The sequence below is a fragment of the Kribbella sp. NBC_01484 genome (assembly GCF_036227145.1).
In the GTDB taxonomy this organism is placed as follows: Bacteria; Actinomycetota; Actinomycetes; order Propionibacteriales; family Kribbellaceae; genus Kribbella.
Map to the genome: position 1 here is coordinate 2,526,037 of NZ_CP109437.1, position 24,503 is coordinate 2,550,539.

At 68.4% G+C, this 24,503-nt stretch carries 27 protein-coding genes; 15 read left to right on the forward strand and 12 right to left on the reverse strand.

Going from position 1 to position 24,503, the window contains the following annotated elements; all coding sequences use genetic code 11:
* The first annotated feature begins 2 nt into the window (after positions 1-2).
* On the forward strand, positions 3-956 hold the full coding sequence (gene pip / locus OG555_RS12460; RefSeq protein WP_329482998.1) for a prolyl aminopeptidase: 954 nt from the start codon (positions 3-5) through the stop codon (positions 954-956).
* Positions 957-1,032: 76 nt separating this feature from the next.
* Positions 1,033-1,842, forward strand: coding sequence for a phytanoyl-CoA dioxygenase family protein (locus OG555_RS12465; RefSeq protein WP_329482999.1), 810 nt, complete (start codon positions 1,033-1,035; stop codon positions 1,840-1,842).
* A 39-nt stretch (positions 1,843-1,881) separates the two neighbouring features.
* Here OG555_RS12465 and OG555_RS12470 read toward each other — a convergent pair whose 3' ends face one another.
* On the reverse strand, positions 1,882-2,466 hold the full coding sequence (locus tag OG555_RS12470; protein WP_329483001.1) for a YdeI/OmpD-associated family protein: 585 nt from the start codon (positions 2,464-2,466) through the stop codon (positions 1,882-1,884).
* Complete coding sequence (locus OG555_RS12475; protein ID WP_329483002.1) at positions 2,463-3,428, reverse strand: helix-turn-helix transcriptional regulator; 966 nt, start codon at positions 3,426-3,428, stop codon at positions 2,463-2,465. Before OG555_RS12475 ends, OG555_RS12470 begins: the two co-directional genes overlap by 4 nt.
* Before the next feature lie 88 nt (positions 3,429-3,516).
* Between OG555_RS12475 and OG555_RS12480 the strand changes: the two genes are divergently transcribed.
* The 3 genes from OG555_RS12480 to OG555_RS12490 all read left to right on the forward strand — a co-directional run bounded on the left by OG555_RS12480 (position 3,517) and on the right by OG555_RS12490 (position 6,803).
* Positions 3,517-4,485, forward strand: coding sequence for an ATP-binding cassette domain-containing protein (locus OG555_RS12480; protein WP_329483003.1), 969 nt, complete (start codon positions 3,517-3,519; stop codon positions 4,483-4,485).
* Complete coding sequence (locus OG555_RS12485; protein WP_329483004.1) at positions 4,485-5,297, forward strand: ABC transporter permease; 813 nt, start codon at positions 4,485-4,487, stop codon at positions 5,295-5,297. The genes OG555_RS12480 and OG555_RS12485 overlap by 1 nt, the downstream gene beginning before the upstream one ends.
* 267 nt (positions 5,298-5,564) lie before the next feature.
* Positions 5,565-6,803, forward strand: a complete 1,239-nt coding sequence (locus OG555_RS12490; RefSeq protein ID WP_329483005.1) for an IS30 family transposase — start codon at positions 5,565-5,567, stop codon at positions 6,801-6,803.
* 501 nt (positions 6,804-7,304) lie between these two features.
* On the opposite strand, the gene OG555_RS12495 is transcribed toward OG555_RS12490, so the two are convergent.
* Positions 7,305-8,150, reverse strand: a complete 846-nt coding sequence (locus tag OG555_RS12495) for an NAD(P)H-binding protein (RefSeq protein WP_329483007.1) — start codon at positions 8,148-8,150, stop codon at positions 7,305-7,307.
* 90 nt (positions 8,151-8,240) lie between these two features.
* On the opposite strand from OG555_RS12495, the gene OG555_RS12500 reads away from it, so the two are divergent.
* Positions 8,241-9,173: an AraC family transcriptional regulator gene (locus OG555_RS12500; RefSeq protein ID WP_329483008.1), complete on the forward strand. Its 933-nt coding sequence runs from the start codon at positions 8,241-8,243 to the stop codon at positions 9,171-9,173.
* A 21-nt stretch (positions 9,174-9,194) separates the two neighbouring features.
* Here OG555_RS12500 and OG555_RS12505 read toward each other — a convergent pair whose 3' ends face one another.
* Positions 9,195-9,884: a dienelactone hydrolase family protein gene (locus tag OG555_RS12505; protein ID WP_329483009.1), complete on the reverse strand. Its 690-nt coding sequence runs from the start codon at positions 9,882-9,884 to the stop codon at positions 9,195-9,197.
* Between the two features lie 20 nt (positions 9,885-9,904).
* A complete protein-coding gene (locus OG555_RS12510; protein WP_329483010.1) occupies positions 9,905-10,753 on the reverse strand; it encodes a phosphotransferase enzyme family protein in 849 nt (282 codons plus the stop codon).
* 161 nt (positions 10,754-10,914) lie between these two features.
* Between OG555_RS12510 and OG555_RS12515 the strand changes: the two genes are divergently transcribed.
* The 3 genes from OG555_RS12515 to OG555_RS12525 are packed head-to-tail and all read left to right on the forward strand — an operon-like array spanning position 10,915 to position 14,710.
* On the forward strand, positions 10,915-12,114 hold the full coding sequence (locus OG555_RS12515) for a glycosyltransferase (RefSeq protein ID WP_329483011.1): 1,200 nt from the start codon (positions 10,915-10,917) through the stop codon (positions 12,112-12,114).
* 1 nt (position 12,115) lies between these two features.
* Positions 12,116-14,281, forward strand: coding sequence for an RNA polymerase recycling motor ATPase HelR (gene helR / locus OG555_RS12520; RefSeq protein WP_329483012.1), 2,166 nt, complete (start codon positions 12,116-12,118; stop codon positions 14,279-14,281).
* Positions 14,282-14,299: 18 nt separating this feature from the next.
* Positions 14,300-14,710 (forward strand): VOC family protein, encoded by a 411-nt coding sequence (locus OG555_RS12525; protein ID WP_329483013.1) that lies wholly within the window; start codon positions 14,300-14,302, stop codon positions 14,708-14,710.
* Positions 14,711-14,735: 25 nt separating this feature from the next.
* Here OG555_RS12525 and OG555_RS12530 read toward each other — a convergent pair whose 3' ends face one another.
* On the reverse strand, positions 14,736-15,965 hold the full coding sequence (locus OG555_RS12530; protein ID WP_329483014.1) for an MFS transporter: 1,230 nt from the start codon (positions 15,963-15,965) through the stop codon (positions 14,736-14,738).
* Positions 15,966-16,046: 81 nt separating this feature from the next.
* Here OG555_RS12530 and OG555_RS12535 point away from each other — a divergent pair, with 81 nt between their 5' ends.
* Positions 16,047-16,949 carry a LysR family transcriptional regulator gene (locus OG555_RS12535; protein WP_329483015.1) on the forward strand — a complete coding sequence of 301 codons (903 nt, stop codon included), beginning with the start codon at positions 16,047-16,049 and terminating at the stop codon, positions 16,947-16,949.
* Here the strand turns inward: OG555_RS12535 and OG555_RS12540 are convergent.
* Positions 16,946-17,779, reverse strand: coding sequence for an SRPBCC family protein (locus OG555_RS12540; protein WP_329483016.1), 834 nt, complete (start codon positions 17,777-17,779; stop codon positions 16,946-16,948). The genes OG555_RS12535 and OG555_RS12540 overlap by 4 nt on opposite strands.
* A complete protein-coding gene (locus tag OG555_RS12545) occupies positions 17,772-18,335 on the reverse strand; it encodes an ArsR/SmtB family transcription factor (protein WP_328524749.1) in 564 nt (187 codons plus the stop codon). Before OG555_RS12545 ends, OG555_RS12540 begins: the two co-directional genes overlap by 8 nt.
* Before the next feature lie 195 nt (positions 18,336-18,530).
* Between OG555_RS12545 and OG555_RS12550 the strand changes: the two genes are divergently transcribed.
* The 4 genes from OG555_RS12550 to OG555_RS42805 all read left to right on the forward strand — a co-directional run bounded on the left by OG555_RS12550 (position 18,531) and on the right by OG555_RS42805 (position 20,622).
* A complete protein-coding gene (locus tag OG555_RS12550) occupies positions 18,531-19,610 on the forward strand; it encodes an ABC transporter ATP-binding protein (protein WP_329483017.1) in 1,080 nt (359 codons plus the stop codon).
* Between the two features lie 75 nt (positions 19,611-19,685).
* Positions 19,686-20,081 (forward strand): RidA family protein, encoded by a 396-nt coding sequence (locus OG555_RS12555; RefSeq protein ID WP_329483018.1) that lies wholly within the window; start codon positions 19,686-19,688, stop codon positions 20,079-20,081.
* Entirely contained in the window at positions 20,078-20,512 is a 435-nt protein-coding gene (locus OG555_RS12560; protein ID WP_329483019.1) for a GrpB family protein, read from the forward strand. The genes OG555_RS12555 and OG555_RS12560 overlap by 4 nt, the downstream gene beginning before the upstream one ends.
* Positions 20,446-20,622 (forward strand): hypothetical protein, encoded by a 177-nt coding sequence (locus OG555_RS42805; RefSeq protein WP_442914527.1) that lies wholly within the window; start codon positions 20,446-20,448, stop codon positions 20,620-20,622. The genes OG555_RS12560 and OG555_RS42805 overlap by 67 nt, the downstream gene beginning before the upstream one ends.
* Here OG555_RS42805 and OG555_RS12565 read toward each other — a convergent pair.
* Both OG555_RS12565 and clpX read right to left on the reverse strand, forming a co-directional pair.
* Positions 20,570-20,692: a hypothetical protein gene (locus tag OG555_RS12565; protein WP_329483020.1), complete on the reverse strand. Its 123-nt coding sequence runs from the start codon at positions 20,690-20,692 to the stop codon at positions 20,570-20,572. The two genes, OG555_RS42805 and OG555_RS12565, sit on opposite strands and share 53 nt — an antisense overlap.
* Positions 20,693-21,138: 446 nt before the next feature.
* A complete protein-coding gene (gene clpX / locus OG555_RS12570) occupies positions 21,139-22,389 on the reverse strand; it encodes an ATP-dependent Clp protease ATP-binding subunit ClpX (RefSeq protein WP_442914497.1) in 1,251 nt (416 codons plus the stop codon).
* Positions 22,390-22,426: 37 nt separating this feature from the next.
* Between clpX and OG555_RS12575 the strand changes: the two genes are divergently transcribed.
* Positions 22,427-23,536 carry a TetR/AcrR family transcriptional regulator gene (locus tag OG555_RS12575; protein ID WP_329483021.1) on the forward strand — a complete coding sequence of 370 codons (1,110 nt, stop codon included), beginning with the start codon at positions 22,427-22,429 and terminating at the stop codon, positions 23,534-23,536.
* A 7-nt stretch (positions 23,537-23,543) separates the two neighbouring features.
* Here the strand turns inward: OG555_RS12575 and OG555_RS12580 are convergent, their stop codons facing one another.
* Together OG555_RS12580 and OG555_RS12585 are read right to left on the reverse strand one after the other, a co-directional pair.
* The gene (locus OG555_RS12580; RefSeq protein WP_329483022.1) at positions 23,544-23,945 is read right to left on the reverse strand and encodes a hypothetical protein; all 402 of its coding nucleotides are present in this window, start codon (positions 23,943-23,945) and stop codon (positions 23,544-23,546) included.
* Positions 23,942-24,454 (reverse strand): DoxX family protein, encoded by a 513-nt coding sequence (locus OG555_RS12585; protein ID WP_329483023.1) that lies wholly within the window; start codon positions 24,452-24,454, stop codon positions 23,942-23,944. The genes OG555_RS12580 and OG555_RS12585 overlap by 4 nt, the downstream gene beginning before the upstream one ends.
* Positions 24,455-24,503 lie beyond the last annotated feature (49 nt).

The following is a 24,503-nucleotide window of genomic DNA, read 5'->3' on the forward strand; positions in this document are numbered from 1 at the left end:
GCATGTATCCGGAGACCGAGCCGTACGACCACGGCCTGCTCGACGTCGGCGACGGGCATCGCGTCTACTGGGAGGTCTGCGGCAATCCGGACGGTAAGCCCGCGGTGGTGATCCACGGTGGTCCGGGCTCCGGCGCCGGCGCGTGGTGGCGCCGGTACTTCGATCCCGCCAAGTACAAGGTCGTCCTGATGGACCAGCGCAACTGCGGCCGCAGTACGCCGGACGCCGCCGAGCCGGACGTGGACCTCAGCACCAACACCACCGCCCACCTGATCGGGGACCTCGAGCAACTCCGGCACCACCTCGAGATCGAGAAGTGGCTGCTGCTCGGCGCGTCCTGGGGTGCGACGCTCGGACTCGCGTACGCCGAACAACACCCGGACTCGGTGTCGGAGATCGTGCTGTTCAGCGTCACCAACACGACCCGCCGCGAGGTCGACTGGATCACCCGGGAGATGGGCCGGATCTTTCCCGAAGAGTGGGCCCGCTTCCGCGACGGCGTACCGGAAGACCAGCGGGACGGGAACCTCGCGCTGGCCTACAGCCGGCTGCTGCACGACCCGGATCCCGCGGTCCGCGACAAGGCCGCGCGCGACTGGTGCGACTGGGAGGACACCCACGTCCGCACTCATCCGGGCTGGCGGCCGGACTCCCGGTACGACGATCCCGTCTTCCGGCTGCGGATGGCCCGGCTCGTCACTCACTACTGGGGTCACGCCGCCTGGCTGGAGGAGGACGTGCTGGTGCACGAGGCCGGCAAGCTGGCCGGCATTCCAGGTGTGCTGATCCACGGCCGGCTCGATATCAGCAGCCCGCCGGACATCGCCTGGCGGATGGCCCAGGCCTGGCCGGATGCCGAGCTGCACCTGGTCGAGCAGGAGGGTCACGGCGCGGGCGGACTCGGCACGCGAGACCTGATCCTCGAGGCACTGGACCGGTTCGCCGGGCCGCGCTGAATCAGTTCACTGATTCGAGCAAAGATTTGATCACTGATCTTTACATCGATAAAGCGCACCGGAACGCTTAGGTCCCATGACTCTGACCCGCCCAGAGCTCGAGACCGACTACACGCTCAGCCGGTCCGACATCGCGCACTTCGCCGAGCACGGATTCGTCAAGCTGAGGAACGTGCTCAGCCCGGACACGATCGCGGCGTACGAGCCGGAGATCACCGGCAAGGTGATCGAGCTGAACACTCAGGATCTGCCGCTGGAGGAACGCGATACCTACGGGAAGGCGTTCCTGCAGGTGACGAACCTGTGGCAGGACAGTGAGCGGGTCCTGGAATTCGTCTCGTCGCCGCGGCTGGCCCGGATCGCGGCGCAGTTGCTCGGAGTGCAGTCGGTCCGGCTGTACCACGACCAGGCGCTCTACAAGGAGTCCGGCGGTGGCGTCACCCCGTGGCACGCGGATCAGTACTACTGGCCGTTCTCGACGGACCGGTGCGTGACGGTGTGGGTGCCGTTGCAGGAGACACCGATGGAGATGGGTCCGCTGTCGTTCGCCGCGGGCAGTCACGTCTTCGAGCACGGCCGCAACTTGCCGATCAGCGACGAGTCCGAGCGGGTCCTGCAGCAGACGCTGGCCGAGCAGGAGTTCCCGGAGATCTCCGAGCCGTACGAACTGGGCGAGGTGAGCTACCACCTCGGCTGGACCTTCCACCACGCTCCGGCGAACCAGACCGACATACCGCGCCGGGTGATGACGATCATCTACGTCGACGCCGCGATGGAGATCGCCCCGCCGACCAACCGCTCCCAGGAAGCCGACCTCGCCGCCTGGATGCCCGGCAACCAGCCCGGCGACACCATCTCCTCCCCCTTCAACCCGGTGCTTTACTGACCTCTTAGTCACGCAACGGGAAGGCGCGGGCCAACTAGCTCAGAGCGTACGTTTCTGTGGGTAGATGGTCTCGCCGCGGGACAGTAGGTCGACGAACTGGGTGATGCGTTTTGACCTGGTCTCCGGTCGCTTTGCGGTGTTTACGCGGTGGACCACTCCAAATCGGTTGGCTCTGGTGAGGATGTCGAACATCGCTTGCGCCCGCGGCACCGCGGCCAGCGCCTCGGCCAGGTCCGGCGGGATCTCCAGCGCGCCCGAGCCGCCGTACGCCTTGTCCCAGCGCCCGTCCGCCTTGGCCCGCTCGACCTCGGCGCGACCGGCCGGGAGCATCCGGCCTTCGGTCTCCATGCGCGCGACGAGGCCGACGTTCCGCTGCGACCACATGCTGCGCGACCGCCGTGGCGTGTAGTGCTGGATGAAGGTCTGCTCGTCCCGGCTCCGGCGCCGGCCGTCGATCCAGCCGTGGCACAAGGCCTCCTCCAGCGCCTGGTCGTAGGTGAGGCTCGTCGGCGTGGTCACGTTCTTCTTCGCGAGCACCAGCCAGACGCCATCCGACGACTGATGGTGCTCGCCGAGCCAGACCCGCCACGCGTCCGCGTCCACGACGATCAGTTCGGCCGTCATGACGCGGCTACCTGGTAGCGGGCGGCCAGTTGGGCGGCGGCGTCCTTGAGCTCCTGAGGACCGACGAACTCCAGGTCGCACTCGAACATCCCGAAGGTCGCGGCCAGTCCGGTCCAGGACCACGCGCTGAGCACCAGGCGGCAGCTCGTCGGGGTGATCTCCTCGACGATCGCGTCGCGTCCGGCCCATTGGACGATGTCGGACGCCTTCGCCTGCAGGATCGCCTCGCCGCGGTACGGCGTCTGGTCCTGCCCCTTGAAGCGCGATGAGATGTACGTCGCGACGTCGGGCGCGGGCAGCTCACGCGGAGTGAACCGCGGACCGCTCGGTGACTTCGGCGTCATCCGATCCACCCGGAACGTCCGCCAGTCCTTGCGATCCAGGTCCCACGCGACCAGGTACCACCGCCCACCCCACGTCACCAGGTGATGCGGCTCGACTTTCCGCGGCGGCATCCACTCGTCCGAGGCACCCGGTGACGCGTAGTCGAACCGCAGTACCTCATGCGCCCGGACCGCCATCCCGACCGCGATCAGTTGGTCCGAGTCCACCGTCGTACGGCGTCGGTCGGCGTACCGATCGACGGTCGTCACCTGTAGTGCATCGACCCGTTGGCGCAGGCGCGCCGGCATCACCTGGCGGACCGTGGCGAGCGCGCGCAACGCACCCTCCTCGATCCCGGTGACCGTGGTGGTCGCGGTCTGCAGGGCGACCGCGACGGCGATCGCCTGGTCGTCGTCGAACAGCAGCGGGGGCAGGTCCGCCCCCGCGTCGAGGCGGTAGCCGCCGTCCGGTCCCTTGGTCGCGCGCACGGGATAGCCGAGGTCGCGCAGCCGGTCGACGTCGCGGCGAACTGTGCGCGGGCTGACCTCGAGACGTTCGGCGAGCAGCGCACCAGGCCAGTCGCGGCGGGCCTGGAGCAAGGACAGCAGCGAGAGGAGTCTGGCTGAGGTCTCGGACATGTCTTCAGATTGCCACGAGTAACGGCCAGAACCTGTCCTCTTCTGCTGGAAATGTCGCCGACATCAAGCCAAGACTGAAGGAGACATCGTGATCAGCACGCGAGAGCTCACCCGGGACTTCGTGGTGAGCCGTACCGAGACCGTGCACGCGGTCCGCGGCATCAGCCTGGACGTCGAACCCGGCGAACTGGTCGCCGTTCTCGGCCCGAACGGCGCCGGCAAGACGACCACCCTGCGCATGCTCACCACCCTGATCACCCCCACGTCCGGTACGGCGACGGTCGCCGGGTACGACGTGACCGCAGAGCCCAGCCAGGTCCGCCGCCGGATCGGGTACGTCGGTCAGGGCAACGGCGCGGGTCACTCGCAACGGGTCGGCGACGAGCTCGTCGGCCAGGGTGTGATCTACGGACTCGACCGGCGGGCGGCCAAGCGCCGTACCGCCGAGCTGGTGGAGGCGCTCGAGCTGACCGAGCTCGTCAACCGCAAGGTGTCGGAGCTGTCCGGCGGGCAGCGGCGGCGGCTGGATGTCGCGATGGGGCTGGTACACGCGCCGTCGCTGCTGTTCCTGGACGAGCCGTCGACCGGCCTCGACCCGCAGAACCGCGCGAACCTGTGGGACCACATCCTGCGGATGCGCGAGCAGTACGCGATGACGATCGTGCTGACCACCCACTACCTGGACGAGGCCGACTCGATGGCCGAGCGGGTCGTTGTCGTCGACAACGGTCAGGTGATCGCGGACGACACCGCCGATGCCCTGAAGACCAAGCTGGCCGGTGATCGGCTCGCATTGACTGTTGCTCCCGACAATCTTTCCCAGCTCGCCGCGATGGCGGAGAAGTTGCCCGGGGCGCGTGAGGTGGTTGCCGTCGGCGACGAGCTCAGTGTCCGGGTCGCGGACGGTCCGGCGACGCTTCCCTTGCTGATCACGGCCGCTCAGCAGACCGGCGTACCGGTCGCGGCGGCGCAGGTGCATCGCCCGACCCTCGACGACGTGTTCCTCAACCTGACCGGCCGCAGTTTGCGGGAAGACTCGAATGGAAAGGCAGCCTGATGAGCACCCTCACTGTTTCCACCACTCCGACCGTCACCGCGGAGCAGCCGTCGCGGAACCTGCTGCGCGACATCCGGATCGTGATGACGCGCGAACTGAAGCCGGTCCTCCGGGATCCGTTCACCTTGCTGTTCGGCATGATCCAGCCACTCGTGTTTCTCGCACTGTTCGGGCCGCTGCTGTCCGGGTCGATGGGTGGTTCGCTCGGCGGCGGGGTCTGGCAGTGGTTCGTGCCCGCGATCCTGGTGATGACGACGCTGTTCGGTACGTCGGCCACCGGCGCGAACCTGTTGTTCGAGTTCCAGACCGGAGCGCACGAGCGGATGCTGGTCACACCGCTGGCGCGGTCGTCGCTGCTGATCGGCCGGGCGCTGAAGGAAATGGTCCCGCTGTTCGGCCAGGCGGTGATCGTGATCGCCGTGATGACGCCGTTCGCGTTCGACCTGCATGTCGGTGGCGCGCTGGTCGGGCTGGCGCTGCTCGCGGTGTTCGGGATCGGGCTGGGTTCGTTCAGCTACGCGCTGGCGATCGCTGTCCGCAAGCAGGACTGGATGTTCTGGATGGTGCAGCAGACGTTCCTGTTCCCGCTGATGATCCTGTCCGGGATGCTGCTGCCGCTGGAGACCGGGCCGGAGTGGATGCGGATCACGGCCAAGTTCAACCCGCTGTCCTATCTCGTCGACGCCGAGCGGACGCTGTTCTCCGGTGAGGTGCTGTCGAGTGCGGTGCTGTGGGGCTGGGTCGCCGCGATCGTGACCGCGGCCGCCGGACTGACCGTCGGCATCCGGTCGATGCTCCGCTCGGCCGCCTGACCGACGACGACGGCCTTGCACCGCTGATCGGCTGATCCGCCTTCCCACGGACAAGTAGGCGCGGGGAGGCGGACCGCCAGCACTCATCAACTGCCCTCGGGCCGCCTGCCTGAGCCTGCGGTTCGTCAACTCGCCCAGCTGGCAGGACCCGCTGGCGCATTTGGTGGGTTGACGTCCCATGTGGTGGGTTGGCGTACCGGATTCCGGGGCGCCAACCCACGGCGGACTCCAGTGGTCGAAGCAACGACTACTGGAAGGTGTTGTTTGATGCCGAAGGCGTATCCGTATGAGGTGCGTGAGCGGTTCTTCGCGCTGGTGTGTGGTGGGGAGTCGTTGCAGGCGGCTGCGGTGGGGGCCGGCGTGTCGTGGGAGGCGGGGAGGTTGTGGTGGCGAGCATCGGGGCTTGTGGAGCCATCGATGCGGCGGGGTAGGGCTGGTGGATTGGTAGGCAGTGCGCCGGCCTCGTTCCCGGGTGCGGCGGCCGGTGAGCGGCCGCGGCGCCGGCGGGCGTTGAGCAGTGAGGACCGGGCGGTGATCGCGGTGTTGCTGCGGCAGGGGTTGTCGTATGCCGGGATCGGGGAGGCGATCGGGCGGGACAGGTCGGTGATCTGGCGGGAGGTGGCCCGCAATCGTGGCCCGGACGGGTCGTACTGGGCGCCGGTGGCTCACCGTGGCGCGCATGAGCGGCGGCGACGGCCCAAGGAGTTCAAGCTGGCCGCCGATCCGGGGCTGTGCGCCCGGATCACCGACTGGATGGACGCCGGCTGGTCCCCGGGCCTGATCGCGACGGTTCTGCGCCGCGATCACCCCGGCGCCAGCGCCGAGGAGAAGATGGCTCGTGTGTCGCACGAAACCATCTACCAGGCGTTGTATGTGCAGACCCGTGGCCAGTTGCGCCAGGACCTGCACCGGCAGCTGAGCCTGCGCCGCTCGGCGCGCAAGCCCCGCGGCGGCCGGCGCCAGTCCACAGGCCCGTACCGGGAGGCGTTCCGGATCAGCCAGCGCCCCGCCGAGGCCGCCGACCGTGCCGTGCCCGGGCACTGGGAAGGCGATCTGATCATCGGCGCCGCCAACACATCCGCGGTCGGCACCCTGGTCGAGCGCAGCACCCGGTTCACCATCTTGTTGCACCTGCCCGGACAGCACGACGCCGACAGCGTCGCCGAGGCCATGATCGCCCAGATGCGGACCCTGCCCGACCACCTGCGCCGCTCGCTGACCTGGGACCGCGGCACCGAACTAGCCGCCTACCGGCGCATCCAGCTCGACCTCGACATGCCGGTCTACTTCTGCGACCCCCACTCCCCTTGGCAACGCGGCACCAACGAAAACACCAACCGGCTCCTGCGGTTCTGGCTCACCAAGGGCAGCGAGCTGTCCATCCACACCGCCGCCGACCTCGACCGGATCGCCGCCACCCTCAACCAACGCCCCCGCCCTACACTCAACCTGAAAACCCCAGCCCAAGCGCTGGCCGAACTGCTCGCCAACCCGGCAGCAGCATGAACCGTTGCTTCGAACACTGGACTCCGCCCACCATCTCGGACGTCAACCCATCAAACGGGGTCGGTCGGGGACATGTCCGCGGCGACACGGAGCGCTGGGACCGGACCGGTGGGCTGTCCCAGGGCACCAGACGTGGACCGATCCCTCGGCGCGCAGCACACCGGTGCCGGTGGCGCGGAGCAAGGCCGCCGGAACCGCCCGGCCCAACCCCGGCACCTCCCGCCCCTGCCCACCCGGACATCACCCCCTATCCCGAACCAGCACACCCGGCAGCCCGGGGGTGCCGACGGTGGCTGGGGGTGTGCAAGGTCGACAGGACGTGTTAGCGCTGCCGCCGGCCGATCCGGCGCGGCCAGGCGTGGATGCCACGCTGGCCAGCACCCCTCGACCGACACATCCTGTCGAGCTTGCACACCGACCGACCCCGCTCACCTCGCCCACACATCCAACAGAAGAGCCTCACTTTGGTGAGTGCCCGATTTGATGAGTGCCTGGCGTCCGCTACGCCGCCCAGACTCCGGTCGTTGCGGTCTCGCGGGCCCAGTCCGCGAAGTCGCGCGGCGGGCGGCCGAGGACCTGCTGGACTCCGTCGGAGACGTACTCGGAGCGGTGGTTGCGGATGACGGCGAACAGGTCGCGGACGGCCTCAGCGTCCTCTTGAGTGAGACCTTGCTCGACCAGCTCGCCGACATGCTTCTCGGGCTCGAGCTCGGCGTACGTGATCAGTCGGCCGGTTGCGGTCGAGAGCGCATCGGCGACCTCGTCCATCGTGAGCGGGCGCGGGCCCGAGATTGCGATGACCTGGCCGGTGTACGCCTCGTCGAGCAGCGCCGCCGTCATCACGTCTCCCACGTCGTTGGTGTCGATCCACGCCTCGGCTCCGGTGCCGGCGGACAATCGGATCTCACCGGCGAGCACGTGGTACCGCAGGAAGTCCTCGCTGAACCCCTGCGCGAACCAGGCCGGTTGGACGATGGTCCAATCGGCGCCACTCGCCTGGACCGCGTGCTCCAGATCGAGCGAGCCGTCGTACACGGCGAAGTCGCGGCCGGGGCTGCCGACGCCGCGGCCGGACAGCAGGACCACCCGGCGAAGACCTTCGGCGGCCGCTTGCTGGATGAACCGGCCGGCCTGCGCCAGCCCGGTCGGGCCGACCGGAGGTGCCAGGTACGCGGTGTCGGCGCCGGCGATCGTCGCGGACCAGGTGCTCTCGTCGTACCAGTCGAAGCGCTGCTCGCTGGACCGGGACGCGAGCCGGAACGGGACGCCCCGTGCGTCGAGCTGTGCGGCGACGCGGCGGCCGGTCTTGCCCTTACCACTCAGGATCAGAATCGGTGTTGTTGTCATGTGTCTAGTCCACCGGCAACTGGTGAGACGAACCATGGTTGTTTGCCGCAATTCAATGTTCCAGACGCTCAGCCAAGGTAGGGTTGGGCCATGGATGTGCTCGACGACCTGCTGGCCGGGACCCGCGCCCGGGACGGCGTCTTCAACCTGACGATCATGGATCCGCCGTGGGCGGTGGAGATCCGCGACGAGGCACCGCTCGCGCTGGCGACCCTGGTCCGCGGGTCGGGCTGGGTGACCCGCGACGGGATCCCGCCGGTGCGGATGGCCGAGGGTGACGTCGCGATCTTCACCGGACCCTCGCCGTACGTCGTCGGGGACAGCGTCGAGACGGCGCCACAGTTGCGGATCCACCCGGGCGGCGTGTGCGAACCGTTGCCTGGGGCACCGGTCGACTACAGCGCCCGGCTCGGGGTGCGGACGTACGGCAGCCGCGCGTCGGGAGCCGTGATGGTTGCCAGCGGCACCTATCAGGTGGCGGGCGACGTCAGCCGCCGGCTCGTCACCGCGCTTCCGCCGGTGCTCGTCGTACCGGCCGCCGACGTCGCGGGCTCGGTGATGGACATGGTGTCGAGCGAGATCCAGCGGGACGCGGCGGGGCAGCAGAGCGTGCTGGATCGATGGCTCGACCTGGCGTTGATCACGACGCTGCGGGCGTGGTTCGACCGGCCGGAGTCACAGGCGCCGGGGTGGTACCAGGCGCAGTCCGATCCGATCGCCGGCACGGCATTGCGGTTGCTGCACGAGGATCCGGCGTACCCGTGGAACGTCACCGAGCTCGCCGACCGGGTGGGCGCGTCACGGGCCTCGCTGGCGCGCCGGTTCACCGCGCTCGTCGGCGAGGCGCCGATGAGCTACCTCACCGGGTGGCGCATCACGCTGGCCGCCGACCAGCTGCGGGCCACGCGGGACACCGTCGACACGATCGCCCGGCGGGTCGGGTACGCGAACGCGTTCGCGTTGAGCGTCGCCTTCAAGCGGGTCCGCGGTACGACGCCGACCGCTCACCGCCAGGCGGCATGAACCCTCAACGCGTGTGCGCAGTTAGCTGACTGTCGACCGCATGAGCGCGAGCGCCTGCGGCCACGCCAGCCGGAACGCGTCCGCGTTGACGACCTTGTCGTGCCGCGACTTGTCCGAGAAGCCATGGGCCGCGCCGGGGAAGTACTGCGTGAACGTCGCGCCGGTCTGACGAGCCTGCAGGATCGTCTGGAGAGCCTCGAAGTCGGCGTTCGGTACGGCGGTGTCCGCGCTCGGGTAGCTCACCAGCACCGGCGCGGTGATCCCGGCGGCTTCCGCGATCGCGTCGTACGTGTGATGCGGCGCCAGCTTCGACGGCACGGTCGGGTGGAACGCGACGACACTCGCCAGCCGCTGATCCCGCGCACCGAGCAGGAACGCGAACCGACCACCCAGGCACCAGCCGATCACGCCGACCTTGCTGCACCCGAGCTCACCGGTCAGGTAGTCCAGCAACTCGGTCTGCTCGGCCAGCGCGGTGTCGTCATCCATCTTCCGCAACAGCCCGCTGAGCTCTTCCCGCGTCGAGTTGTCGGTGCTCCGCCCCTTGAACGGATCCCACACCAGCGCCGTGATCCCCTCCCCGGCCAACTCGTCGGCCCACTCCCGGATCTGTTCCCCGATCCCGGTGATCATCGGCAACAGCAACACCCCAGCGTGCCCGACTCGAGCCAAGTACGCCGTCTGCTCCCCAACCGCCACAGTCACGCCCATACCCGCATCCTATGAGCCCGCTAACCCGCACTGCAGTGGGCACGGAAGATCTCGAGGTCGTTGTCCAGCCGGGCGATGCGATCGAAACCCCACGTGGTGACTCCGGGGCGGTCGACCTCGTCCAGAACGCGGGCAGCCATGTCGCGGAGGGCTCGGGCGAGGAGGGCATATTCGAGGTGATCGAGGTCGAGGTCGCGAGCGCCGTACTCGGCGAGGAACGGTTCGAGGTGCGGTCCTTCGGCGGCGATCCACACGTCGTGCTCGCGCGGGCCGATGACCGCCTGATCCCAGTCGAGCATCGCCGCGACGTTGCTGCCCTCGTCCAGGATCAGGTTGAGGCCGCCGAAGTCGCGATGACAGACGACCTCGCGCACCACCCTCGACCGCACCCGCTCGATCGTGTCGTCCAGTCGATGAATCGCGGCAGCCACTTCGTCTCGCCGCTCGACGATCCAGGGATGATCGAGCCGCTCACCCAACGCGCGAATCTCCGGCTCGTCGAGGGTGGCGTGCGGTAGGTCCGGACGATCACCGAGGTCATGGACGTGGCGGAGCGCCCGGGCTGTGACCCGCCAGTCGTCGTGGTTCGCCGTACGCCCTTGGATATAAGGGAAAACGGCGTACGGCCTTCCATCCAGGATGGCGTAGAGCGCACCCGACAGCGCCGGAACCGGAGCCGGCACCGGTAGACCGAGATCCTGCAGCTCCTGCAACACACTCAGTCCGCGGGGATGGCCCTGCTGCTTCCAGAGCTTGACGAACCAGGCGTCGTCCGCCACCCAGCAGTCACTCTCGTACCCGCCCGGATGCGGCCGCAGTACGCCGGCCCGCACCCCGAAGTCCCGCGCGAGATCCGCGGGCTGGACCACCTGATTCGTCCCCTTGATCGTGACAAGAAGAAAGGCAGGGAGAAGTCTCTCCTTGCCATGTCTAACTTATAGCGCACTGGGGGACTTGCCGCAAGCCCCCAGTTGTGCCGGACAATCGCTGGCCGTAGGCGGAATTGATCGACATCTTGGGGGTTTGCGCAGTGCGTGTTGTGTTGTCGACGTATGGATCGCGAGGCGACGTCGAACCGGTGGTAGCGCTCGCGGTGCAGTTACGGGACCTCGGCGCGGAGGTGCGAGTGTGCGCGCCGCCGGACGAGGTCTTCGCGGAGCTGTTGGCGCGGGCCGGCGTACCGCTGACGCCGGTCGGCCCGCGGATGGGTTCGATGGTGCGGCCGTCGACGGCATCGGGGACGTCGGAGCGGGTATCCGAGTTCGCCGCGATGTTCGACACGGTCGCCGAGGCCGCCGAGGGGTGTGACCTGGTCCTGGCGACCGGGTTCGCGTACTTCGCCTCGCGGTCGGTGGCCGAGAAGCTGGGCATCCCGTACGTGTATGTGACCTTCTGTCCGTTCCTGCTGCCGTCGCCGCATCACGCGCCGCCGCTGCTGATGCCGGGCGAGACCTTCCCACCGGGGGTGACCGACAACCGGGTGCTGTGGGAGCTGAACGCCAAGCGGTTCAACGAGATGCACGGCGAGGCGCTCAATGCACACCGGGCCTCGGTCGGTTTGCCGCTGGTGGACGATGTCCGCACGTTCACCTTCACCGAGCAGCCGTGGCTGGCCACGGACCCGATCCTGGGCCCGTGGCAGGAGACCTCGGAGCTGGACGTCGTACACACAGGAGCGTGGATCCTGCCGGACGAGCGGCCGCTGCCGGCTGAGCTGACGGCCTTCCTGGACTCTGGCGAACCACCTGTGTACGTCGGCTTCGGCAGCATGCGCCACGTGTCGGGGGACATCGCCGGGGTGGCCATCGAGGCGATCCGCGGGCAAGGGCGCCGCGTACTCGTAGGGCGCGGCTGGGCGGGGCTGGCCGCGGTCGACGACCAGGAGGACTGCTTCGTCATCGGCGAGGTCAACCAGCAGCAGTTGTTCGGCCGAGTGGCCGCTGTCGTGCACCACGGCGGCGCCGGTACGACGACCACCGCTGCCCTGGCCGGCGCGCCGCAAGTCGTCGTACCCCAAGCAGGAGACCAGTCGTACTGGGCCGGCCGGGTGGTCGACCTGGGCATCGGGGCGGCCCACGAAGGTCCCACTCCGACCACCGAATCCCTGTCCGTCGCGCTGAAGACGGCGCTGACCCCTGAGACCCGCGCACGAGCCACCGCCGTGGCCGCCACCATCCGAACCGACGGAGCGGCGGTGGCCGCGAAGCTGCTGCTAGATCGGAGCTGCTGACGTGTACCCCGTTACTACCAGTGCGTTCGACCTTCCCGACACTCTCGCCGCCAAGTCCGACCCGAGACTGATCGGCGCCGACGAGCAGCACTTCGCGGCCATCGCGGAGACGCTCGAGCAGACGATCGCCGACCTGTCCGACCGCCTCGACGCCACCCGCAAGGCGCCGGGCGGCGAGGGTCAGGAGGCCCTGGACCGAGACCTGGAGATCCACCGACTGACCACTCGCCTGCGCACCCTGCGCCGCTTCGGCCTGGACCTGTGCCTCGGACACATGGTCAGCGCGGACAACTCCGAGGCCTTGTACGTCGGACGCCTCGGCCTCACCGACAGCACCGGTCGCCGGCTGCTGATCGACTGGCGTTCCCCCGCGGCCGAGCCGTTCTTCGGAGCGACGCACGCCAACCCGATGGGGCTGTCCAGCCGCCGCCGGTACCGCTGGACCCGCGGCCGGATCAGCGACTACTGGGACGAGGTGTTCACTTCGGACGGGTTCGACGGGCACGCAGCGGCGCTCGACGACCAGTCCGCGTTCATCGCCAGCCTGGGCAGCAACCGGTCGCCCCGGATGCGCGACGTACTGGGCACCATCCAGGCCGATCAGGACGCGATCATCCGCGCGGGTTCTCGCGGCGCGCTCGTCGTCGACGGTGGCCCCGGTACGGGTAAGACAGTCGTCGCACTGCACCGTACGGCGTACCTTCTGTACTCCGATCCACGCCTCGGCCATCGGCGTGGCGGCGTACTCTTCGTCGGTCCGCACCAGCCTTACCTGGCGTACGTGTCCGACGTACTCCCCAGCCTCGGCGAGGAAGGTGTGCAGACCTGCACGCTGCGAGACCTCCTGCCCGAGGGGCCTACCGCACCGGCCGAGGCCGACCCGGATATCGCCCGGTTGAAGGCGTCCGCGGACATGGTGCGGGCGATCGAACCGGCCGTGAAGCTTTACGAGGAAGTGCCCACCAAGGCGATGACGGTCGAGACCCACTGGTCCGATCTCCGGCTCAGCCCCGCTGACTGGGCCGAGGCCTTCGGAGCAGCGGACCCCGCGACGCCGCACAACGAGGCGCGCGACCAGGTCTGGGAAGAGCTGATCACGATCCTGCTGGACAAGCACGAGGAGGAGTACGAGGACGACGATGTCTCGATCGACCTCGTGCGCAGATCCCTCGAGCGGAACGAGGACCTGGTCGATGCCTTCGGCCGAGCGTGGCCATTGATCGAACCGACCGACCTCGTCGGAGACCTGTGGTCGGTCCCGGCCTACCTGCGCATGTGCGCTCCCTGGCTCAGCCCTGAGGAGGTCAAGAAGCTGCAGCGTGCGGACCCCCAGGCGTGGACGGTATCCGACCTGCCGCTGCTGGACGCGGCTCGGCAGCGACTCGGCGACCCCGAGGCCTCCCGGCGAAAGCGCCGGCCGAAGGCCGCCGCCGCAGTCGAACGCGAACGCATGACCGACGTCATCGACCACATCCTCGAGTCCGCCGACGCGGACGACGCGTGGGCCCCGATGTTGCGCGGCCAAGACATCCAGGAAGCCCTGGTCGACGTGTCCGCGCTCCCCACCGCGGACCCGGACCTGCTCGCCGGCCCGTTCGCGCACATCGTCGTGGACGAGGCCCAGGAACTCACCGACGCCGAATGGCAGATGCTGCTGCTCCGCTGCCCGTCCCGCAGTTTCACCATCGTCGGCGACCGCGCCCAGGCCCGGCACGGCTTCACGGAATCCTGGCAGGAACGCCTCGAGCGAATCGGCCTCGACCGGATCAACCTGGCCTCCCTGACCATCAACTACCGGACGCCAGAACAGATCATGACCGAAGCCGAGCCGGTCATCCGGGCCGTCCTCCCCGACGCCAACGTCCCCACCTCCATCCGCACCGGCGACGCCCCCGTCATCCACGGATCCACCGCGGACCTGACCTCGATCCTCGACACCTGGCTCGCCGACCACACCGAAGGCATCGCCTGTGTCATCGGCGACCCCACCGTCCAGGACACGGCCCGAGTCCGATCCCTGACGCCGGAACTCTCCAAGGGCCTCGAGTTCGACCTGGTCATCCTCATCAACCCCGAGTCCTTCGGCGAAGGCATCGAAGGTGCAGTAGACCGCTACGTCGCCATGACCCGCGCCACCCAACAACTAGTCATCCTCACCACACCCTGATATCCCGCATGCTGGGGTATGCCTAACGACGGTCTCCTGCGACGAGTAGACGCAGTACAGGTCCCGGTCCCCAGCCTGGCCGAGGGTCTCGCCTTCTACGGCGAGGCCCTCGGCCACCGGCTCCTGTGGCGAAACGACGCCATCGGCCAAGCCGGCCTGCAACTACCCGACGGCGACAGCGAACTCGTCCTGACCACGACCCGCCCGTACGAACCCAACTGGCTCGTTGACGACGTACCGACAGCCCTCACCCACATCACCACCCACGGCGGCACCGTCCTCACCGGCCCCCTGGACATCCCCGTAGGCCGAGCCGCGGTCATCCAAGACCCCTTCGGCAACACCCTGATCCTCGTAGACCTGTCGAAGGGCGTCTACACCACCACGCCCGACGGCACCGTCACCGACGTCCAACCCACGACGCCCTGACCGATCAGTGTGCGCTCTCCGGAGATTACTTGTTGGCGGCGAGCATGCGGAGGACTGCGGTGTTGACCAGGATGAGGATGAGAGCGGTGAAGAGGAGGAGGGCTACTTCGGCGGGGAGGAGGGCTATGCCCAGGCCGATGGCGAGGACGGGGATCGCCAACCCGGCGTACGCGATGAGGAAGAGCGCGGCGAGGACTTCGCCGCGGGAGGCGGGGTCGGCGAGAGAGGCGGCGGTGGCTACGGCGCCGCGGAAGACGAGGCCTACGCCGGCGCCGGCGATGACGCCGCCGAGGATGAAGGTCCACAGGCTGGGGAGCAGACCACCGACAGCCACGCCGGCCAGGCCCACCGACATTGCCGCCAGACCGAGGCGAAGCTGGTGCCGGCGGGTGAGGCGGACGAACACGACCTGACTGGCGGCGCCTGCGATGAAGACCGCGAAGGTGACCACACCGGCAAGCACCCGCGAGGTGTGATGCAAGGTGCCGGCCAGGAACGTCGGCGCCAGCGACGTGAACAGCCCGAAGATCGCAAAGGCCGCAAACGCCCCGATCGCCGACGCGAAGAACAGCGGCCTCGCCGACGACGGCAACGCCACCCGCTGCGGCCGGTACGCAGGCCGCTCCTCCAACCGCTCCACAGTCTCCGGCACCAACGCGATCCCCACCGCACTCAGCAGCAGCAACACCAGGAAGATCTCGTACGGGCGCTCGAGCGGAGACGCGACGTACGCAGCCAGCAACCCACCCACCAGCGGACCGAACGCGAGCCCGCCGAGGTTCACCGTGCTCGAGATCAGCGCCGACCGGCTCGGATCCTCATCGGGGCGTGCGATCTGCCGCAGCTCGGACAGGTGCGCGGTGGCAGTCGCGGTCAGCACACCGACACCGACCCCGCAGATGAAGCGCGCGAGCAGCAACCCGGGCACGTCCTGCCAGAGCAGGAACACGGCCGCCGCCAACGCTTCCGTGAGTACGGCGACCAGCGCGACCCGGCGACGGCCGAGCCAGTCGCTGACGTGACCGGCCAGGTACAGCGACGCCATCACGCCGACCGCGTAGCTCGCGAAGATCACAGTGATCATGTATGTCGGGAAGCCGTCGCGCTGCTGGTAGATCGCATAGAGCGGAGTCGGGACCGTGGAGAACGCCATCGTGATCAGGAAGGCTGCGGCGATCACCCAGAAACCGGGCCCGTGAGCGAACCGCACGCGGGAAGTCGACACCAGCGCACGCGAACCAGTCAAGGTGGACATGTTCCCAGCGTCGCTCGCCTCATCTATCGAGTCCAACGAAAGTTCTTGCACGCTCTTATCGAGAAGTTCGATAATTGCCCCGTGGACAGCCGGCAGCTCGAGTATTTCGTCGCCGTCGCCGAGGAGCTGAGCTTCACCCGGGCGGCGCACCGGATGTTCACGGTCCAGTCCACTGTGTCGGCCGCCGTCCGCGCCCTCGAGACGGACCTGAAGACCACGCTGTTCGACCGCTCGACCCGGCGCGTGACACTGTCCGCGGCCGGCGAGGCTTTGTTGCCGGAGGCAAAGGCTGCGCTGGAGGCGCTGGACCGGGCGCGCGCGGCGGTCGAGGAGGCGTCGACCGGCCTCCGGGGCAACATCCGGATCGGCACGCTGGCGCGACTGAACCTGGTCAACCTCGCCGAACTGCTGGGGGCGTTCCACCAGAAGTACCCGCTGGTCAACGTGCAGGTGGCGACGTCGCCGACCGGATCGAGTGGCCTGGCGGACGACGTACGTCATGGTCGACTCGATGTGGCCCTGGTCGGCCTGGCGAAGCCGGAGCTGTACGGACTCGAGATTCGCGATCTCGCCACGGTGCCGTTCGTCGTCCTGCTGCCGTCGTCGCACCCGCTCGCGAAGGAGCCGGACGTGCGGCTCGAGGAGCTGGCCGGTGAGCGGTTCGTCGACATGCCGCTCGGGTTCGGCAACCGCAGCATGGTCGACCGGACCTTCGAGAACGCCGGCATCCCGCGGCGGGTCCAGGTCGAGGTGCCGGAGCTGACCACGATCCCCGACTACGTCCGCGTCGGCCTCGGTGTCGCCGTCGTACCGGAACTGGAGCCGGCCAGGGCGCCGGGTGTCACGCAGCTCCCGATTGCTGGGACCGACCTGACCTGGACGTTGTCCGTCGTCACGGCCAGCGGCCGGCGATCGAGCAGAGCGGTGACCGCCCTGCTCGATCTCCTCACCGACTCGATCCGCCCCGGCGGCGCGTACTTCTAGGAAACCCAGATTGACTGCCAGTTCTTCTGCTCGTTGAAGCGGCGCAGTGACGCGACCCCGCTGAGCCAGCCGAGCCAGGCGCCGTACGGCGGGTTGGACTCGTCGAACCCGCTCATCACGAAGGTGAGCCGGGTCTTGCCGTCGGACTCGGCCAGCTCCCAGGTGCTGATCCCGGTCGGTCCCCAGTCGACGGACATCGTGCGGCCCTCGACCACCTCGACCACCGTCGCGCCCGGGCCGGCGTCGAATCCGCCCATCGCGAACCGGCCACCGGCGTACGGCTCGATCCCGATCGGGAAACCGAACCAGGCGGACGCCTTCTCGGACTCGGTCAGTGACGCGTACACCTGCGCCAGCGGCGCGTCGATCAGTGCCTCGCCGGTGAACACGGGCGAGGTGAAGTCGGGCCGGGTGGTCAGCTCGCGCCCGTCCAGGTAGTCGACCAGGTTGGCGAGGGCGAGCGACCAGAAGGTCTGCAGTACGCCGCGAATGGTCGCGCCACTGATCGCGTCCGCGAAGTCGAAGTGACTCTGCGACAGCCGGACGACGGTGGAGTCATCGCCCTCGGGGATCAGCGTGATCTCGGTCGTGGTCTCCTCGCCGTCGAGCAACCACGCCAACCGCAGCGTGCGGTCGTCGTACGCCAGGACTCGCTGATGCGGGGCGTCGCCGTCCGGGATGTAGCGGCCCCAGAACTCGAAGGTCCCGGGCAGGTCGACGGTCGAGTGCTCGCCGAGCCAGACGTTGAGCGCCTTGGGGTCGGTCAGCGCCTGCCGGACGTCGTCGATGCCGGCCTGTGCGCGGGCTTGCAGAATGAGCGGTTCAGTCATGATCTTGGTCTCCCTTGGGGTAGCACGCCACGGCCAGCTTGAAGGCGTCGCCCTCGGCGCCGCCGTAGCGCTCGAAGAGGTCCTGCAGCGTGGTGCGCAGGTCCTGGAAGAACTCCCGCCGTTGGTCCGGTGGGACCCGGATCTCACCGGAGACCCCGATGGACGGCAGCTCCGGAGCTGCCCGGTCCAGCGCGGCGATGTCGGTCTGGACCTCTTCCATCAGGTCCAGCAGGTAGCCGAGGCTCAGCTCGTCGCGGGCCCGGCGGAGGCCGCCGATCCGGCCGACGAGCCGGGGCGACAGCCAGTACGTGCGGGCCGTCGCCTGGTAGATGCCCTCGTGGACGCCGCGCACCTTGCGCTCTTCCACGAGCGTCACCAGCCCGGCGTCGACGAGGCGCTTCACGTGGTAGTAGACGCGCTGCGGAGTCTGCCCGAGCTGCTCGGCGACCTCACCACAGGTGTGCGGCTCCGCGAGCCGCCGCAGCACCTCGATCCGCTGCGGCTTGAACAGCGCCTCGGCCTGCTCGAGCTGCTCCAGGTGCATCACGTCTCTCATCACACAAAAAAGATTGTACGTAAAAATTCTGCTTGTCAATGCGCCGGAGTTCCATCACCCGGGAATGTAAATCGGCGTTCGGTCGTTGAACCCAGTGCTTTGGTGATGGATCACCGAAGCAAGACACCCAGCCCTGGGGGCCTTTGCTACGGATCGTCCGGCACGTTCCTGCCGGCGGAGGAAAGGAAGCGCGACATGGCAACTGTCTCGTTCAAGGGAGCCACCCGGGTGTACCCGGGCACCGACACCCCCGCTGTGGACAGGCTCGATCTCGACATCTCCGACGGCGAGTTCATGGTGCTCGTCGGACCGTCGGGCTCCGGCAAGTCGACGGCGCTGCGGATGCTGGCCGGGCTCGAAGAGGTGAACGAGGGCTCGATCTACATCGGCGATCGCGACGTGACCAACAGCCCGCCGAAGGAACGCGACATCGCGATGGTGTTCCAGAACTACGCGCTGTACCCACATATGAGCGTCGCGGACAACATGGGCTTCGCCCTCAAGATGCAGGGCATCCACAAGGACGAGCGGGCCAAGCGCGTCCAGGAAGCCGCCAAGCTGCTCGGCCTCGAGGAGTACCTCGACCGCAAGCCGAAGGCCCTGTCCGGCGGCCAGCGCCAGCGCGTCGCCATGGGCCGCGCCATCGTCCGTAACCCGCAGGTCTTCCTGATGGACGAGCCGCTGTCCAACCTCGACGCCAAACTCCGCGTCCAGACCCGCACCCAGATCGCGGAACTCCAGCACCGCCTCGGCGTCACCACCGTCTACGTCACCCACGACCAGGTCGAGGCCATGACGATGGGCGACCGGGTCGCCGTACTGAAGGACGGTCTGCTCCAGCAGGTCGACACCCCGCTGAACCTCTACGACCGGCCGAAGAACAAGTTCGTGGCCGGCTTCATCGGCTCCCCCGCGATGAACCTGATCGAGGCCGAGATCACCGACGGCGGCGCCAAGATCGGCGACTACGTCGTACCGATCGAACGCAGCCTGCTGGCCAAGGCCGGCGACGACAAGACGCTGACGCTCGGCATCCGCCCGGAAGCGTTCCACCTGGCCGACGAGGGTCTGCCGGTGAAGGTCGCCGTGATCGAGGAGCTCGGCTCGGACGCGTTCCTGTACGGCACCGCGGAGCACACCGACGAGAAGCAGCAGATCATCGCCCGGATCGGCACCCGCCTCCACAACGACAAGGGCACTCTCGTGCACCTGGCCCCGGACGCCGACAAGCTGCACCTCTTCTCCACCTCCACCGAGGAGCGGCTGACCGCCTGACCCGCGGTCCAGTACGACGCCTTCCCTGGCAAAAGCTGTTGACCGGGGAAGGCGTCGTCGCGTTAGGTCTGGAAGATGACGATCGAGCGGACCAATCCGAGCGGGCTACACCCGACGCCTGGGTACCACCATGTGACGAAGGTTCAGGCGGAGACGCTGATCTACCTGGCCGGGCAGTGCCCGCTGCAGCCGTCGGGTGACCTGGCCGCGGGCGGGCTCGAGGGCCAGACCGCGCAGGTGGTTCGCAACATCCTGACTGCGCTCGAGTCCGCCGGCGCCTCCCCGGAGGACGTCGTACGGACCGTCATCTATGTCGCCAGCCCGGTGCGCGAGGATCTCGCAGCCGTCTGGACGCAGCTCAACGCATCGCCGCTCGCGCCGGCCTTCGCCTCGGCGAGCACGCTGCTTGGTGTCGCCCAGCTGGGCTTCCCGGGTCAGCTCGTCGAGATCGACGTCACGGCGGCTTTGTGATCGTCCCCGCCGAGGTCGTCGAGTACGACCCGCGCTGGCCGCTGTGGTTCGAGGAGATCCGGGCGCGACTCACGCCGTACCTGGGTGACCTGCCACACCAGGTCGAACACGTCGGCAGCACCGCCGTACCAGGGCTCGCCGCCAAATCGATCATAGACGTGGACGTTGTGGTTCCCGCGGCCGAGCTGGTACCGCCGGCCATCGAACGACTCGTTGCCGCCGGCTACCACCATGAAGGCGACCAGGGGATTCCCGGACGGGAGGCATTCGCCCTGCCGCCCGACGCCGTCCACTACCACCATCTGTACGTCGTTGTCGAAGGCAACAAACCGCACCGGGACCACACCGTGCTCCGCGGGACCACCTGCGGACGAACGCCGCCGACCGGGAACGGTACGCCGTCCGCAAGCGCGAGCTCGCGCATCTACTGACGACGGACCGCCCGGCGTACGTCGACGGGAAGTCGGCGCTGGTCGAGGAGCTGATCGCTACAGCTGGTGGTTCGCAACCAGTCGACGGTCCGCGTCGTACCGGGTCCTGAGCTCCGTCAGCCGGCTCCAAGCGTCAGGCTCGTACGCCTCGCGCAGCTCGGCCGGAGTCGTCCAGGGCATCGACGAACCGGTCGGCGCGGAGGCTTGTGCGGGGTCAACTTCAGGGGAGAACTGGCTCTGCTGCTGGATGTGTCGGTGATGTGGGCGGAGATCCGGGATCCGGCCTGGCTGGTGAGGTTCGGGTGGCTGGGGTGCAAGGTCGACAGGAAGTGTCGGTTCAGCGCAACTGGTCGGTGGAGGTATTCAGGCGTGAAACCGGCCGGCCCGGGCAGGGCGCGGCCGATACTTCCTGTCGAGCTGCACCACACCGGCCCACACCACCGGGTGCCCCAGGTCACCGGATCTGGGTCCGTCCTCCGACCAACACGCGCAGACCGCCGACCACCCACGCCGCGACCAGCGAGCGCCATTTGAGGGGAGAACCCCGCAGATGCACCCTTCTCCCGCCGCATTCCGAGGGGGAAGGGACCAGATCAGGGGAGAACCCCGCATATGACCGCGCCGGTTCAGGCCGTTCGTCTGCGGCGGGGTTGGGTGCGCGGGATCAGGGTCGGATTGGTGTAGCGGTCGACGGCGTCGCGGTCCACCACGACTCTCTCGATGTCGTCGCGGCTCGGTACGTCGTACATCACCGGGAGGAGGACCTCCTCGAGGATGGCGCGCAGTGCGCGGGCGCCGGTGCGGCGAAGAAGGGCGAGGTCGGCGATCGCCTCGACCGCGTCGGGAGTGAACTCGAGGTCGACGCCATCCAGGCGGAAGAGCTTGCGGTACTGCTTGACCAGGGCGTTGCGCGGCTCGGTGAGGATGCGGACCAGCGCATCGCGGTCGAGCGCGGGGACCGTCGTGACGATCGGGAGCCGGCCGACGAACTCGGGGATCAGGCCGAACCTCACCAAGTCCTCCGGCATCACCTTCGCCGGTGACGACTGCTCGACGGATGGGCCGAAACCTGCACTCGTCGGGCGGGTGCGGCGGGCGATCAGTTCGTCGAGGCCGTCGAAGGCACCGCTGACGATGAACAGGATCCTGGTCGTGTCGATCTGCAGGAACTCCTGCTGCGGGTGCTTGCGACCACCCTGCGGCGGGACGGAGGCCGTCGTACCCTCGAGCATCTTCAGCAACGCCTGCTGGACACCCTCGCCGGAAACGTCGCGGGTGATCGACGAGTTCTCGCTCTTGCGGGCGATCTTGTCGATCTCGTCGATGTAGACGATGCCGGTCTCGGCCTTGCGGAGGTCGAAGTCGGCGGCCTGGATCAGCTTGAGCAGGATGTTCTCGACGTCCTCACCGACGTACCCGGCCTCGGTCAGCGCGGTCGCGTCCGCGATGGCGAACGGTACGTCGAGCATCCGGGCCAGCGTCTGCGCGAGATGGGTCTTGCCGGAGCCAGTAGGTCCGATCAGCAGGATGTTGGACTTGCCGAGCTCGACGTCCGTGCTCTTCGCCCGATGCCGTTTGTAGTGGTTGTAGACGGCAACGGCCAGCGCCTTCTTGGCCTCATCCTGGCCGATCACGTAGCTGTCGAGGAACTCCCGGATCTCGCGCGGCTTCGGAAGTCGCGCGGGCAGGTCGTCGCTGATGTCAGCGAGGTCCCCGTCGACGATCAGCTCGTTGCACAGCTCGACGCAGCCGTCGCAGATGCACAGCGGGCTGGGGCCGGCGATCAGCTTGCCGACCTGCTGCTGACTCTTGCCGCAGAACGTGCACTTCAGCACCTCGGCCGCCATCGGCACCGCCTTCTCGGATGATGTGATCATCCAGATGATAGCAACATCTGAGTGCTATCGTGGGATCGTGAGCCGGTTGAGCAGGGCGGAAGTGCAGCTCCGCAACCGGGCGAAGGTGCTGGCCGCGGCCCGGGCGGAGTTCGCCGAACACGGCTACCGCGACGCCACCATCGACCGGATCGCCGCCCGCGCCGACCTCACCCGCGGCGCCGTCTACTCCAACTTCCCCGGCAAGCGCGCGCTGTACTTCTCCACCCTGGTGGACGCCGGAGCTCCAACGACCGGCACTCGCGACGTGGGCGGCGGTCCCGGCGGACCTGGTACCGGTGGACCTGGTGCCGGTGGTCCCGGCATCGACGCTGGACCTGGTGCCGGCGGACCTGGTACCGGCGGTCCCGGTGCTGGCGGGCGGGCTGTGGCGCGTCACGCTGCGACCGCCGACGCGCTCAGGGCCTTCGCGTCGGCCTGGCTCGACCAGCAGCACCCCGGTCCGGATGTGCTGACGGAGCTCGCCGACGTCGGCACGCCGTACGCCGGGCTCCTCGATCTGAACGCCGTACTCCTCGGCCTCTCCCTCGCCCGGTCGGCCCCGGGCGACCTCGGCCGGATGATCCGCGTTGCGCGGCTCGCCCTCACCTTGCTCACCGGCGCGAGCCAGCTGACCTCGGCCCCTGGGTTCGTCCAGCCCCTCGATGTCGCCCGGGCCTGCGCCTACCTCACCGATCTCGACCTCGACGACCCGTGGATCCCGCCTCCGACCTCTCCCGCGATCCGGCCGGCGGAAGAGCCGTGGTCGCCGCCGTCCGTGATCGACGAGGTCCGGCACCGCCCGGCGGACCTCGACTCCCCCGGCGTGGTCGCCGTACTCGGCCTGAATCGCCTCAGCGCCGCGGAGGACGTCGTACGGTCGGCTCGCGGCACGATCACCATCGCCCTCGTCTCCAGCCATCCCGACGAACTCGGACCACTTGCGCGCTACACCACGGGCAGTCTACTTGGTTGCCTACAGCAAGCACCTCAGGTCCAATTGGTCCACGACGAGAGCGGCGTACTCGCGTCCGCGCTCGGCTGCGACGTGATCGGTGACGACCTCGAGTACGCCGCCGCGATCGCCGACGGCCGGATCCTCCGCCGGGCTGAGGGCTTCGGCGGCGCGTACGCCGTCGCTCGGAGGTGACGGTCTTTCAAGCGACGATCAGGCCGATGCCGAGCGTCAGCACGCCGAGCGCGAGGGACGCGGCGCCGAGCCAGAGGACCCAGAGAAACTGATTCGGTTGGGTGCGGTCCTTGCCCGCGGACGAGGCGAAGAAGCCGCCGGACATCAGGATCGCCGCGGCCGGAATCGCCAGCCGGGCGACCCACAACCAGAACCCGGTCAGGCTGGTCTGGTCGACGTACAAGAGGCCGACCAGGCTGAGAATGACCAGGACGCCGGCATGGCCGTGACCGGCCCGCGCGAACGACTTCTGGAAGTCCGTCATCGGCACCTGACCACGGACGATCCTGGTCATGAAGTAGCCGCCGAACTGGATCGTGATGATGGTGAGCAGCACCACCCCGGCGATGATCCGCGACGAGTCGGTCATGAGTACACGTTCTCCTTCGGTTCTGCGTCGTTGGCGAGCGGGGCGCGGGTCGCCGTACGGGCCACCCAGACCGCGACCGCGAGATAGAGGATCTGCTCCGGGATGCGCTGCCACAGCGGCGTCGCCTCGCCGCCCGCGAACGGTACGTCGGCTACCGCCGCGTGGATGTTTGCCGGCAGCAACGCCACGAACAGGGCGGCCAGCGCGTAGCCGGCGGTCCAGCGGGTCACGGTGATCACGAGGCCGGCCGCGCCGAGCAACTCCAGGACGCCGGTGAGATACACGAGCGAGTCCGCGAACGGCAGGAACGGCGGCACCATTCGCACCATGTCAGCGTGGTTCGGCATCGCGGTCACGTCGGCTGGGACGAAGTGCGCGCTCGCGGTGAACAGCAGCATCACCGCCATTCCGTGCGCCGCACTCGCCGGCCAGGTCGCGAACCGCCGGACCCCAAGCGCACCCAGCGCCCGGAACGCCAGCGTCGTCAGCACCAGGACGAGGGGGATCATCGGTCAACTCCTTCTATGGATAGTTGAGGTATCCGTTTATGGATACTGA